The organism is Marinobacter sp. EVN1 (genome assembly GCF_000475375.1).
In the GTDB taxonomy this organism is placed as follows: domain Bacteria; phylum Pseudomonadota; class Gammaproteobacteria; order Pseudomonadales; family Oleiphilaceae; genus Marinobacter; species Marinobacter nauticus.
Window position 1 is genome coordinate 311278 of record NZ_AXCB01000070.1, and the last position, 13808, is coordinate 325085.

10 protein-coding genes and 4 tRNA genes are annotated in these 13808 nt (G+C 55.8%); 12 read left to right on the top strand and 2 right to left on the bottom strand.

What is annotated here, in order from left to right:
- Positions 1–64 precede the first annotated feature (64 nt).
- Positions 65–925, bottom strand: coding sequence for a bifunctional methylenetetrahydrofolate dehydrogenase/methenyltetrahydrofolate cyclohydrolase FolD (folD, locus tag Q674_RS38675; protein WP_023009946.1), 861 nt, complete (start codon positions 923–925; stop codon positions 65–67).
- Between the two features lie 222 nt (positions 926–1147).
- Here folD and Q674_RS38680 point away from each other — a divergent pair.
- The 10 genes from Q674_RS38680 to Q674_RS38720 all read left to right on the top strand — a co-directional run bounded on the left by Q674_RS38680 (position 1148) and on the right by Q674_RS38720 (position 10445).
- A tRNA-Pro gene (locus Q674_RS38680) sits at positions 1148–1224 on the top strand.
- A 32-nt stretch (positions 1225–1256) separates the two neighbouring features.
- A tRNA-Arg gene (locus Q674_RS38685) sits at positions 1257–1333 on the top strand.
- Positions 1334–1421: 88 nt separating this feature from the next.
- Positions 1422–1497 (top strand) — tRNA-His (locus Q674_RS38690).
- Positions 1498–1562: 65 nt separating this feature from the next.
- Positions 1563–1647: transfer RNA gene (locus tag Q674_RS38695), tRNA-Leu, on the top strand.
- A gap of 218 nt (positions 1648–1865) precedes the next feature.
- The gene (tig, locus tag Q674_RS38700; protein ID WP_023009947.1) at positions 1866–3170 is read left to right on the top strand and encodes a trigger factor; all 1305 of its coding nucleotides are present in this window, start codon (positions 1866–1868) and stop codon (positions 3168–3170) included.
- Between the two features lie 163 nt (positions 3171–3333).
- On the top strand, positions 3334–3969 hold the full coding sequence (clpP, locus tag Q674_RS38705) for an ATP-dependent Clp endopeptidase proteolytic subunit ClpP (protein WP_011785318.1): 636 nt from the start codon (positions 3334–3336) through the stop codon (positions 3967–3969).
- Between the two features lie 76 nt (positions 3970–4045).
- Positions 4046–5329, top strand: a complete 1284-nt coding sequence (gene clpX, locus Q674_RS38710; protein WP_011785317.1) for an ATP-dependent Clp protease ATP-binding subunit ClpX — start codon at positions 4046–4048, stop codon at positions 5327–5329.
- Positions 5330–5504: 175 nt separating this feature from the next.
- The gene (lon, locus tag Q674_RS38715) at positions 5505–7922 is read left to right on the top strand and encodes an endopeptidase La (protein WP_022991777.1); all 2418 of its coding nucleotides are present in this window, start codon (positions 5505–5507) and stop codon (positions 7920–7922) included.
- Between the two features lie 238 nt (positions 7923–8160).
- Positions 8161–8433, top strand: a complete 273-nt coding sequence (locus Q674_RS0121025; protein ID WP_008174603.1) for an HU family DNA-binding protein — start codon at positions 8161–8163, stop codon at positions 8431–8433.
- Positions 8434–8591: 158 nt separating this feature from the next.
- Positions 8592–10445: a SurA N-terminal domain-containing protein gene (locus Q674_RS38720; RefSeq protein WP_022991779.1), complete on the top strand. Its 1854-nt coding sequence runs from the start codon at positions 8592–8594 to the stop codon at positions 10443–10445.
- Between the two features lie 54 nt (positions 10446–10499).
- Here Q674_RS38720 and Q674_RS38725 read toward each other — a convergent pair whose 3' ends face one another.
- A complete protein-coding gene (locus tag Q674_RS38725; protein ID WP_011785314.1) occupies positions 10500–11372 on the bottom strand; it encodes a MurR/RpiR family transcriptional regulator in 873 nt (290 codons plus the stop codon).
- Between the two features lie 206 nt (positions 11373–11578).
- Here Q674_RS38725 and zwf point away from each other — a divergent pair, with 206 nt between their 5' ends.
- Together zwf and pgl are read left to right on the top strand one after the other, a co-directional pair.
- Positions 11579–13054, top strand: coding sequence for a glucose-6-phosphate dehydrogenase (gene zwf / locus Q674_RS38730; RefSeq protein WP_022991780.1), 1476 nt, complete (start codon positions 11579–11581; stop codon positions 13052–13054).
- A complete protein-coding gene (gene pgl, locus Q674_RS38735) occupies positions 13047–13760 on the top strand; it encodes a 6-phosphogluconolactonase (protein WP_023009949.1) in 714 nt (237 codons plus the stop codon). Before zwf ends, pgl begins: the two co-directional genes overlap by 8 nt.
- The last annotated feature ends 48 nt before the right edge of the window (positions 13761–13808 follow it).

Genomic DNA, 13808 nt, shown 5'->3' on the forward strand with positions numbered 1-13808 from the left:
CCCGCTTCGGCGGGGTTTTTTATTGGGCCTGTGCCCGTTAACGAAAAATGCGAAGAATGCCGCGTCAGGTGTCGGCGTGCAGCACATCGGCAGCGTAAAGGGTGTTTTCCAGCAGGGTGGCAATGGTCATGGGGCCGACGCCGCCCGGTACCGGGGTGATGTAAGCCGCACGCTCTGCTGCAGCGTCAAAATCGACATCGCCACAGAGTTTGCCGTCATCCATCCGGTTAATGCCCACATCAATGACGGTGGCGCCCGGTTTGACCCACTCGCCCTTGATGATGCCCGGTTTGCCCACTGCGGCCACCAGGATGTCTGCTTCCCCGACAAATTTCTCGAGATTGTCGGTAAATCGATGGCATACCGTTGTCGTGGCTCCTTTTAGCAGCAGTTCCATGCTCATGGGGCGACCGACAATGTTGGAGGCCCCGACAATAACTGCGTGCTGGCCTTTGTAGGGGGTGCCAATGGAGTCCAGCAGGGTGATGACGCCTGCCGGTGTGCAGGGCCGCAGGGTAGGCTTGCGCTGCATCAGGCGGCCGATGTTGTAGGGGTGAAAGCCATCTACGTCCTTGTCGGGCCGTATCTTTACCAGAATCGGATCAGCATCCAGGTGCGAGGGCAGGGGCAGTTGAACCAGTATGCCGTCAACGGCGGGGTTCTCGTTCAGCTCGTCAACCAGCGCTTCCAGTGCCGCCTGGGAGGTGTCTTCCGGTAAATCATAGGACAGCGACAGGATGCCTGCCTGTTCGCAGGCCTTGCGTTTGTTGCCAACGTATACCTGGGAGGCCGGATCGTGACCGACCAGTACCACGGCCAGGCCTGGCGCTCTCAGGCCCTTCTGTTTTCTGGCTTCGACCCCGGCGGCCACCTGTTGCCGGACCTGGGCAGCAATTTCTTTTCCATTAATCAGTTTGGCGCTCATGTTTCCGTCTTGTCGGTTTGGGCGTAAGGAAGTGAAGGCCGGGCATTGTCTCATGCTTCAGGGTTAACGCCAATGTGGAGGGAGCGGTCGGGAACTCCTGTGGTTTCGAGTGGTCTCTTATAGAGCTGTCTCGGCAAGGAATTTTCAATTCCGTGTTGACGGACGCGATCGGCGCCGGTAATATGCGCGCCAACTTTGCTGAGGCACTTGTTGTTCAGTTAACGGGGTATAGCGCAGTCTGGTAGCGCGCCTGCTTTGGGAGCAGGATGTCGGGAGTTCGAATCTCTCTACCCCGACCACTTTCTGGATATTCAGGTGGGCGAACGGTCAAGCGCCCGTAGCTCAGCTGGATAGAGCATCCGCCTTCTAAGCGGATGGTCGCAGGTTCGAGTCCTGCCGGGCGCGCCATCTCGTTAATCGCAGATTGGTACCGGACTCGCCGAACCAGCAAAGTTGAAGTAAGCAGTAGTGTGCCGATAGGCACATCCCTGATGTGGTGGACGTAGCTCAGTTGGTAGAGCTCAGGATTGTGACTCCTGCGGTCGAGGGTTCGAACCCCTTCGTCCACCCCACTTTTCCCCTTGTTTGTTTCCGAGCACCCTGATTCCCTGTTATGGTTCAGAGCTGCGCCGGATATGCGAGAGTGGCGGAATTGGTAGACGCACTGGATTTAGGTTCCAGCGGGGCAACCCGTGAGAGTTCAAGTCTCTCCTCTCGCACCACCCTTTCTTTTTTCTGATTTGTCCCCATTGTGTTCCCGTACCGCGTTGTCAGGCGCGTCTCAAACTCATATTCAGGGTGGCCGGGTGATTCTCTCGGCGGGGCAAACCGTGATAAACTACCGGCTTTTAATTTTGCGTCCCTTTGGAGTGAGCTGCTCCTGCCGGGATTTTGGTTTAATTTTCATTCACCTACAGAATCTGTAATTTGAGGAACTTCCATGCAAGTGTCTGTTGAAACGACCTCCAACATCGAGCGTCGCATGACGATTGGTGTGCCCGCCCAGGAAATCGACCAGGCGGTTCAGAAACGCCTGCAGGAAACTGCTCGCACCGTGCGCCTGAACGGTTTCCGCCCTGGCAAGGTTCCCATGAGCGTGGTCAAGCGTCGTTTTGGTGACAGCATCCGCCAGGAAGTGGTTGGCGAGGCTATGCGCGACAACTACATCAAGGCGCTGCAGGAGCAGGATATCAATCCGGCTGGTTGGCCCAAGTTGGAGCCGAAGACCATGGAAGAAGGCAAGGATCTCGAGTTTGTCGCGATTTTTGAGGTTCTGCCGGAAATTGAGCTGGGTGATCTGAGCAAGATCAACGTTGAGAAGCCGGTGTCTGAAGTTGCCGACAAGGATATCGACAATATGATCGATAACCTGCGTCGCCAGCAGGCCACCATGAAAGAGGTCAAGCGCAAGTCCAAGAACAAGGACATTGTGACTATCGACTTCAAAGGCTCTATCGACGGTGAAGAATTCGAAGGTGGCTCTGCTGAAGGCCATCGTCTGACCCTGGGCTCTGGCCAGATGATCCCCGGTTTCGAGAAAGGCATCGTGGGCGGTAAAGCCGGCGAAGAGCTGGAAATCGACGTCACTTTCCCTGAGGACTACCACAACGAAGACCTCGCGGGTAAAGACGCCAAGTTCGCTATCACTATCCATAAGGTAGAAGAGCCTCAGTTGCCGGAACTGGATCAGGAATTCTTCAAGCGTTTCGGCATCGAAGCCGAAGACGAAGCCGCTTTCCGTGAGGAAGTGAAGAAGAACATGGAGCGCGAGCTCAAGCAGGCGGTATCCAACAAGGTCAAGAACGACGTTGTAGACGGTCTGTTGGAGACCACCGAGCTGGAAGTGCCTGCGGCTCTGGTTGATCAGGAAATTGATCGCCTGCGTCAGGACGCCGTTCAGCGCTTTGGCGGTCAGGTTGATTTCCAGCAACTGCCGAAGGAAATCTTTGAAGAGCAGGCCAAGCGTCGCGTGAAGACCGGTCTGCTGTTCCAGGAAGTGGTCAAGAAGAACGACCTGAAGGCTGATGAGGCAAAAGTAGAAGAAAAGATCCAGGAGATCGCTTCTACGTATGAACAGCCGGATGAAGTTGTTGCACACTTCAACAGCAACCCGGATCAAAAGGCCCAGGTTGAGTCTTCTGTACTGGAAGACGCCGTGGTTGATTTTGTGCTTGGCGCGGCCAAGGTAAAAGAGAAGAAGATGAAGTACGAGGAAGCGGTTCAGGCCGGTCAGCCCCAGCGCTGATGGCCGCCGGGCATTGGCTCGGTGCCGTGTTCTGGAAGCAGCCGGCGTGTCCGGCTGTTTTCATCTGGGCGATCTGCTGGCAGAGTATATGGGGTACCGGAATACAACGGGCCCCCGTTGAAGCAGGAGTCCAAACCATTGTCCATAAGGAGTTCAGGCGCACATGACGCAGAAACCGTTTGATGGCCCTACAATGATAACCAGCTCAGGCCTGGTGCCGATTGTTATTGAACAGACGGCGCGCGGCGAACGTTCGTTCGACATTTATTCCCGTCTGCTCAAGGAGCGGGTGATCTTTCTGGTTGGTCCGGTTGAAGATCACATGGCAAACCTCGTGGTTGCCCAATTGCTGTTCCTGGAATCCGAAAATCCGGACAAGGATATCCATCTTTATATCAACAGTCCGGGTGGCTCCGTTTCCGCCGGCATGTCCATTTACGACACCATGCAGTTTGTGAAGCCGGATGTAGCAACGCTTTGCATCGGTCAGGCAGCCAGCATGGGTGCTTTCCTGTTGTCGGGTGGCGCGAAGGGCAAGCGTGCCTGCCTGCCACACTCCCGTGTAATGATTCATCAGCCGCTGGGCGGCTATCAGGGGCAGGCGACGGACATCGAGATCCATACCCGTGAGATCCTGAAAATCCGCAACACGCTCAACGAGCTGCTTGCGGAGCACACGGGTCAGGACATCGAGACCATCGCCCGGGATACCGACCGTGATAATTTCATGGATCCTGCCCAGGCCAAAGAGTACGGGTTGATCGATACAATACTTGATAAGCGCGTATCGAATAAATAATACTGAAAGTCATCGCATCACTACCGGCCGGCGTACACACTGATGACACCGGCCAACGAAGAACAGAGGTATTTCAATGGCAGATGAAAGAAACGGCAGAGGCGACGATAACGGCAAGTTGCTCTACTGCTCGTTTTGTGGAAAGAGCCAGCATGAAGTCCGTAAGCTCATTGCAGGGCCCTCGGTGTTCATCTGCGACGAGTGCGTTGATCTGTGCAATGACATTATCCGGGAAGAGATTCAGGAGAACGCCCCGGAGGAGGCCAGCGACCGCCTGCCCACGCCGGCAGAGATCCGTGAGACTCTGAATGAATATGTTATTGGCCAGGATCGCGCCAAGGTCGTTCTGTCTGTAGCGGTGTATAACCACTACAAGCGCCTTCGCTACGGCGAGGGCAAGAGTGATGTCGAGCTGGGCAAAAGCAACATTCTGCTGATCGGTCCCACCGGTAGCGGTAAGACCCTGTTGGCCGAAACCCTTGCGCGCATGCTGAATGTTCCGTTTACCATCGCGGATGCGACCACGCTGACCGAAGCAGGCTATGTGGGTGAAGATGTTGAAAACATCATCCAGAAACTGCTGCAGAAGTGCGACTACGATGTCGAAAAGGCCCAGCGCGGTATTGTCTACATCGACGAGATCGACAAGATTTCCCGCAAGTCCGATAACCCGTCCATTACCCGGGATGTATCGGGTGAGGGTGTTCAGCAGGCTTTGCTGAAGCTGATCGAGGGTACTGTCGCTTCGGTTCCTCCTCAGGGGGGGCGTAAACACCCCCAGCAGGAGTTCCTGCAGGTGGATACCGGTAATATCCTGTTTATCTGTGGCGGTGCCTTCGCCGGCCTCGACAAGGTTATCCAGGAACGCTCTGAGCGCAGTTCCATTGGCTTCTCGGCTACAGTCAAGAGCCAGGACGACAGCAAGAGCACTGGCGATATCATTCGCGAAGTCGAGACCGAGGATCTGGTGAAGTTTGGCCTGATTCCGGAATTCGTCGGTCGTCTGCCTGTGGTAGCCACGTTGACCGAGCTGGATGAAGAAGCACTGGTGCAGATTCTGACCGAGCCCAAAAACGCTCTGACCAAGCAGTATCAGAAGCTGTTTGATATGGAAGGGGTGGAGCTGGACTTCCGGGAAGACGCCCTGCGCGCAGTGGCCAGAAAAGCCATGGAGCGCAAGACCGGTGCCCGTGGTCTGCGGTCGATAATGGAAGCGACCCTGCTGGATACCATGTATCAGATTCCCTCTGAGCATGATGTCTCCAAGGTGGTGATCGACGAGAGTGTGATCAAGGGGGATTCAGAGCCCTTCAAGATCTACGCCAGCAGCGATCACGCCAAGGCGGTGCCCGAAGACTGAACGGGCACAGGGCGTAGAATACCGGGTGATATAAAAGGGGCGTTCAACGCCCCTTTTTCATCTCAGGCCCTTATCGTTTGCTCCCTGATATTTCCCATCGTAAAAAGATTGCAATTTTTGTCAGCGCCCCAATGTTGGGTGATATGCTGAAAGAAATACTGTCAGAGGATTCCCCATGACCCGTATACCTGATGAAACTGTGCACGAATACCCGCTGCTTCCTTTGCGTGATGTGGTGGTGTTCCCGCACATGGTGGTTCCGCTGTTTGTGGGCCGCGAAAAATCCATTCAGGCGCTGGAAGCGGCAATGGAGGGCAGCAAGGAAATCCTGCTGGTAGCCCAGAAAGATGCCTCCACCGACGAGCCGGGCCCGAAGGATGTATTTGCCATGGGCACCCTGGCGACAGTGCTGCAGATGCTTCGGCTGCCGGATGGCACCGTCAAGGTTCTGGTAGAGGGTAATTCCCGAGCCAGCATTTCTGACATCGAGGAAGGCGATTACCTGTCCGGCCAGGCCATTCTGATGGATGAGGAATCCTTGCCGGAGCGTGAGGAAGACGTCCTCACCAAGACCCTGATGGACGAATTCGAGAAGTACGTGAAGCTGTCCAAAAAGGTGCCATCTGAGGTTTCCAATGCTTTGACCGGTATCCACGAACTTGAGCGTCTGGTCGATACCATGGCCGCGCATCTGGAGATGCGGATTCCCGAGAAACAGGAGTTGCTGGAAGCTCTGGACGTTCGTAAGCGGGTTGATCTTCTGCTGGGCAAGCTGGACGGTGAGATTGATCTGATCGAAGTCGAGAAGCGCATCCGTGGCCGTGTGAAAAAGCAGATGGAGCGCAGTCAGCGCGAGTATTACCTGAACGAGCAGATGAAAGCGATCCAGAAGGAAATGGGCCAGCTCGGTGAGGGTAACAACGATTTCGAGGAACTCGAGCAGAAGCTTGAGGAAGCCGGTTTGCCGGAAGAAGCCCGGAAGAAAACCGAAGCCGAGCTGAACAAGCTCAAGATGATGTCTCCGATGTCGGCGGAAGCTACCGTGGTGCGCGGCTACATTGACTGGATGCTGGCCGTACCCTGGAAGAAGCGCAGCCGGGTTCGTCACGACCTTGAAAAGGCCCGAGAAATCCTGGACCGGGATCACTACGGCCTGGACGAAGTGAAGAAGCGTATTCTGGAGTATCTGGCAGTACAGAGTCGGGTCAAGAAGGTAAAAGGGCCTGTGCTCTGCCTGGTAGGGCCTCCCGGGGTTGGCAAGACCTCCCTTGGCCAGTCCATCGCCAAGGCAACCAATCGCAAATACACCCGCATGGCGCTGGGTGGTGTGCGTGACGAAGCCGAGATACGAGGCCACCGCAAGACTTACATCGGCGCGCTGCCGGGCAAGTTGTTGCAGAAGCTTTCCAAGGTGGGTGTGAAGAACCCGCTGTTCCTGTTCGACGAAATCGACAAGATGGGCATGGACCATCGTGGCGATCCGGCCTCGGCGCTGCTCGAGGTGCTGGATCCGGAACAAAACCATACATTCAATGACCACTACCTGGAAGTCGATTACGACCTCTCGGATGTGATGTTCGTGTGTACCTCCAACTCCATGGATATTCCACCGGCACTGCTGGACCGCATGGAGATCATCCGGATTCCCGGATACACCGAAGATGAAAAGGTCAATATTGCCCTGCGTTACCTGCTGCCCAAGCAGCTCAAAGCCAATGGCCTGCGCAAGGACGAACTGAAACTGCCGGAAGAGACCATTCGGGATCTGATCCGCTACTACACCCGGGAGGCCGGTGTGCGGGGCCTTGAGCGCGAGATTGCCAAGATCTGCCGCAAGGTTGTACGTGAGCACGTAGAGAGCAGCAGCAAGGCCTCTGTGACTCTGACGCCGGATATTCTGGAGGATTACTCCGGGGTCAAGAAGTTCAAATACGGACTGGCAGAGGAAACCAATGAGATCGGGCAGGTGACCGGTCTGGCCTGGACTCAGGTCGGCGGCGAACTGTTGACCATAGAGTGCGCTCTGACACCGGGTAAGGGCCGTGTGGTTAAAACCGGCTCGCTGGGTGACGTTATGCAGGAATCCATTCAGACGGCACTCACGGTAGTTCGGAGCAGGGCTGCGGGCCTGGGTGTGGCGGATGATTTCCACGAAAAACACGATCTTCACGTGCACGTACCTGAGGGTGCGACCCCGAAAGATGGCCCAAGTGCCGGTATCGGGATGTGTACAGCACTGGTTTCTGCACTGACCCGAATTCCGGTTCGGGCGGACGTGGCAATGACCGGTGAAATCACCCTGCGAGGTCGGGTTCTGGCAATTGGTGGCTTGAAGGAAAAGCTGCTTGCGGCCCATCGGGGCGGTATCAAGACTGTTATTATCCCGGATGAAAATGTCAGGGATCTCAAGGAGATACCGGACAACATCAAGGAATCGCTGGAGATCCGCCCGGTCAAGTGGATCGATGAGGTTCTGGACATTGCACTGGCCTACCAGCCGGATCCCAGGGCGGAAGATACCGACAAGGATACCGGCAAATCGGCCACTTCTGATGATTCCGGCGACGCTGCAGAGCGCATAAATACACATTAAACACCGGATGAGTTGTTGACACGCCTGAGAGCCCGTTGGTATAACTGTTTCGCCGTGAAGCAGCCAATACCAAGGGCTCCCGCGCAGTAAGTGCCTATTCCGAACACCGGTTTAATGCCGCAAGGAATAAAAAAACTGAAGAATGGAATTCTCCAATCGCTTATGCGATAGTCGAGAACGTCCGCGAAAAAACAAACCGACCTATAACATCTTCAACCTGAAATCGAAGGGGTTTAGTGTGAACAAGTCCGAACTGATCGATGCAATTGCAGAGTCCGCAGACATCTCCAAAGCCGCAGCTGGCCGTGCGCTGGATGCTATGACCAACTCCATCACCGGTGCACTGAAGAAAGGCGACCAGGTTACCCTGATCGGCTTTGGCACCTTCTCTGTGAAAGAGCGTGCTGCCCGTACCGGTCGCAACCCGCAGACTGGCGCAGAAATCAAGATTCCGGCCTCTAAAGTGCCTGGATTCAAGGCAGGCAAGGCCCTGAAAGACGCCGTTAAGTAACGGCTCTTTCTCTGGCAGTTCCCGGTTCCGGGAACTGCCATCAGAATTCAAGGCGCATTCCGGTAAGGGTGCGCCTTTTTGCGTGTTAACGGTGGCTCATTCAGCTCTCGCCTCACCACTACCAACAGCAGAACCTTGAACAGGGATTCGAGAACAACATGCTTCAAGATATTCGGGATAACGCCCAGAGTACGATCGCCAAGGTTATCGTTGGCCTATTGATTATTTCCCTCTCGATCTGGGGAATGGACGCCATCATCGGCGGCTTCACTGGGGAGCCAGAAGTGGCAACGGTCAACGGTCAGGACATCACCGAGCGGGAGTTCCTGCGCACCGTACAGATGGAAAGCCAGCAGCGCCTGATGCAGATGGAGAATCCGGACCAATCTCTGCTGGACGAGGATCAGATTCGTCGTGACGTACTGGACGCGCTGATACAGGAGGCCGTGCTCACCCAGGATGCCCAGAGCCAGGGGCTGGAGCTGACCGATGCCGACATCGATTCCCTGATAACCCAGATGCCCCAGTTTCAGATTGACGGCCAGTTCAATCGCGACCGTTTTGTAGCCACAGTGCGCAACCTGGGTATGGGAGTTGCCGAGTTCCGCGAAAGCATGCGCAAGAACTACGTGGTCAACCAGATTCGTGCGGCGATCGTCCAGACTGGTGTCGTGGCACCTGAGAATGCAGCCCATTTGCTGGCCATTCAGAATCAGACCCGTGACTTCCGCGTGCTGACCCTCGATGGCAGCAGCGTCCAGGACCAGGTGGATGTGACCGAGGCAGAAGTGCAGGCGTACTACGACGAGAACCGTGACCAGTTTCGTCAGCCAGAGCAGGTGGATGCTGCCTACATTACCTTGTCCCAGGGGGCGTTGGCGGAGTCCATTGAGGTCGCCGAAGATGAATTGCGGGCCTATTACGAGGAGCGTGCTGAAGAATACGCACGGGAAGAGCGCCGTGCCGCTCACATTCTTGTAGAGGCCGGTGATGACGGGCAGGAGACTCTCGCAACCATCCAGCAGCGTCTTGAAGAGGGTGAGTCGTTTGCAGCCCTGGCCGAGGAATATTCGGTTGACACCGTATCTGCGCAGGAAGGTGGTGATCTTGGTTTTGCTGGCCGCGGTGTCTACGACGAAGCCTTTGAAGAAGCCCTGTTTGCCCTGGAAGAAGGCGAAGTGTCTGGCCCGGTTGAGACCAGCTTTGGTCTTCACCTGATCAAACTGGAAGACGTACGTCGTTCCGATGTGCCTGCGTTTGATGAGTTGCGTGAAGAGCTGCGACTGGAGTTGGCCAGAACCAAGGCCAGTGAGCGTTTTGCGGAAGTTCGCTCGCAATTGGCTGATGCGGCCTACGCTGCCGACGATCTTGCCGGCCCGGCCGAAGAGCTGGGTCTGGAAATTCGGGTGGTCGAAGGTGTCAGCAGGGACGGAGGTGCAGCACCCTTTGATCATGCGGGTCTGGTACGTCAACTGTTCTCTGAAGATGTACTTGAGGGTGGCTACAACACCGAGCTGATCGACGTGGGTGATAACGTATCGGTAGTTGCCCGGGTGCGCGAGTATCATGAACCGCGCCAGTTGGAGTTGGCTGATGTGGAGTCGGAAATTCGTCGGATTCTGGAGAGAACCGAAACGCGGGAAGCGCTGGCAGCCCGTGTTGATGAGCTCGTGGCTCAGCTTGAATCCGGTGCCAGTGTCGAGGAACTGGGCGTCGGTGAATGGCAGCAGTTTGAGAATCAGGGCCGGAATGGCTCTGGCCTGAGCCCGCGCGTGGTTCAGAAAGTGTTTTCAATGGCTCGCCCGAACGGCGACACGCCCACCGTTGGCCGCACTGTAACGGCTGACCAGGCTACTGTTATTGTCCTGACCAGCGTCAACGAGGGTGAGGTTGATCAGGAAGGTGCGGAATACCAGCAGCTGTTGCGTTTCCTGGCACAGCTGGAGGGGCAGCGTGAATACACCGCCTACCAGCAGTACCTTCGCAATACAGCTGAGGTTGAGCGGAACTGATTTGCTATAGACCTCAAAAGAAAGCCCCCTTTCGGGGGCTTTTTTGTGAGCGGTTCATTCTTTCGGGTATCGGGTAGCTTTCAGACTTTCCTTGATTTTCTTGAGATGGCCCAGAAAATCCGATCCACGTTTCAGCGTTACACCGGTTGCGAGGATGTCGATGACCGTCAAATGAATAATTCTGGAAGACATGGGCATATACACTTCTGTGTCTTCCGGGGTTGTGACGCCAACCACCACCGTACAGAACTCCGCAAGAGGGGATTCCGGGTTTGTTATACCAATAACCGTTGCGCCGTTCTCTCGCGCCACTCTGGCGATATCAACGCTTTCCTTGGTTCTGCCGGTGTACGAGATCATCACGATCACATCTCCGACCTGCGCCCCTGCCGCTACCATTCTCTGCATGAGAGCGTCGTCGTATGAGGTTACCGGAATGTTGAATCGAAAAAACTTATGCTGGGCATCGAGTGCGACCGACGCGGAGCCGCCCATGCCAAAAAAGTGGATCTGTTTTGCCTGGATAAGATAGTCGATGGCCGAAGCTAGCGCTTTGTGATCGAGTGACTGGCGAGACTTATCCAGGTTGGCAATGGTGCTGAGCATAATTTTGTCAGCGAATTCAGCCACGGTGTCGTCGGGCTCTATATTCTGGCCGACATAGGGTGTTCCTGTCGCAATGCTCTGTGCTAATCGGATCTTGAAGTCCGGGAAGCCCGTCGCTGAAAAACTCCGACAGAATCGGTTTACAGTAGGTTCGCTGACATTGGCCGCCCGGGCCAGGGCTGCAATGCTGTACCGCGTTGCAGCGCTGGGATCCTTAAGAATCGCTTCTGCCACTTTGCGCTCGGACTTGTTCAGATTATCCAGGCGTTCCTGAATATCTTCCAGCAGATTCTCTTCCCGGTGCGCGTGACTGGTTGTCATGAATGGATGCTCCGTTGATCTTTTGGGGCCGAATCATCTAAGAACTCGGGAGTATACCGTTTTATTGGTGTGTTTGCGGTAGTCAACGTGTCATAACGTGGTTTTCTGAGGGGTGGGAGTCAGCAATTTGACTGTTTTTTTTCTAAAACTACTACTTCCTGTTAATGTGAATGAAGTGGAGCGGCAAATCATGGAGGGCGCGACTCATGGTAAAGAACGCGAATGCCCCGTGTGACCTGATGCTTTTTGGCGCCTTGGGTGACCTGGCTCAGCGTAAACTCTTCCCAGCGCTGTATCAGCTGGAGCGCGCGGGCTTGCTCGCGCAGGGCAGTCGCATTCTGGCGATTGCCCGCACGAAGGCAACAACAGCGGACGTCCGGGAGCAACTGTTTGAAAAGCTTCGCTATCATGTGAAAGACAGTGAGTTTGATGCTGGTGTGGCGAATGCATTTCTGCAGCGGGTGGATTACCTGTTGCTGGATTTCACCGATCCTGACGGCTATGGGGCCCTGCGGGAGTGGCGGGATGAACCCAACAACGAACTCATCGTCTATATGGCCACGCCGCCTTCGATGTATGGCGTGATTGCCCGCAATATGAAGGCGACCAGTTGTTGTAATGAGAAAACCCGGGTGGTGGTGGAAAAGCCTATTGGCCACGACCTTGAGTCTTCCCGGGTCATCAACGATGAGCTTGGAGAGGTCTACCACGAAAACCAGTTGTTCCGGATTGATCACTATCTGGGTAAGGAGACCGTGCAGAACCTGATTGCCCTGAGATTCGCCAACAACCTGTTTGCTTCCCAGTGGGATCAGAATCATATCTCTCACGTTGAAATCACCGTCGCGGAGAGCGTAGGTATAGAAGGGCGCTGGGGCTATTTTGATCAGGCCGGTCAGATTCGCGACATGATTCAGAATCACCTGCTGCAGTTGCTGTGCCTGATTGCGATGGATCCGCCTGCTGACCTGTCAGCGGACAGTATCCGGGACGAGAAGGTAAAGGTACTCAAGGCGCTGAAGCGGATTACCCCGGACATGATGGATCGGTACGTCGTGCGTGGTCAGTACACTGCAGGCACCAGCAATGGCAAGCCGGTTCCGGGTTATCTGGAGGAGGAAGATGCCAACAAGGGCAGTGCCACCGAAACCTTCGTGGCCCTGAAGGCTGAGATCGACAACTGGCGCTGGTCTGGTGTGCCATTTTACATCCGCACGGGCAAGCGACTACCGGAGAAGCTTTCCCAGATCATCATCCATTTCAAGCCCGCGCCTCACTACATTTTTGACCCGGACCAGAAGCATTTGGCCAACAACAAACTGATTATCCGGTTGCAGCCAGATGAGGGAATGGCACTGAAAATCCTCACCAAGGATCAGGGTCTGGATAAGGGGATGCGATTGCGGCAGGGACCGTTGGAGCTGACCTTCTCCGAAACCTTTGAAGCGGAGCGCATTCCGGATGCCTATGAGCGTCTGCTGTGGGAGGTGATGAAAGGTAATCAATACCTTTTTGTTCGCAGGGATGAGGTGGAATACGCCTGGCGCTGGGTCGACGAGATCATCGCTAACTGGCGAGACAGTGGCGAACCGCCCAAGCGATATGCCGCCGGCACCTGGGGCCCGGTTGCCTCCATTGCCATGATCACGCGGGATGGGAGGAGCTGGTATGAGGATGCCTGACATTCGCTTGCCAGAGGGGGTCGGGTTCCACGCCGACGATAATGCCGGGGGCGTGGCCCGGGCCTTGGCCTCGACCGTCGCTGATGTTCTCTCCCGCCGCCTTGAACAGGCGCCCAGGGCGAGCTTGGTGGTGTCCGGAGGTTCCACGCCTCTACCCTTTTTCAAGGCGTTGTCCGAGGTGGCGCTGGACTGGTCCAGAGTGGATGTCGTGCTGGCAGACGAGCGCTGGGTGCCGGAGGGCGACCCCGACAGTAACACCACCCTGGTCAGAAACAACCTTTTGGTGGGCAAGGCTGCGAAAGCCCGTTACCTGGCTCTGAAGCAGCCGGGGGAAACTCCGGAGCAAGGACTGGAGGCGGTTCGACAGGCGCTGTCGGTGCTCGCTTTGCCAGTGGACGTAGTGATTCTGGGTATGGGCAATGACGGTCATACTGCTTCGCTGTTTCCAGATGCGCCGGAATTGCCCGAAGCCATGGATGAGTCCAATACCGATCTGGTGGCTGCCATGACGCCGAACTCCCAGCCCCAGCGCAGAGTGACGCTAACCCGGGCGGTGCTGGCGCAAGCGCGCTATACCGCGCTGCACCTGAAAGGGGAGGACAAGCTGGAAACGCTCCGAAGGGCCTGTTCGGCTCTGGATGATGTGTTTGCAATGCCGGTGCGGGCCTTTCTGAAACCCGGTCTGGAAGTGTTCTGGAGCCCGTGACGCCGCGTTTCTTGCCCGGCCATCATCGCTAACTGCTTTAGGAGATCA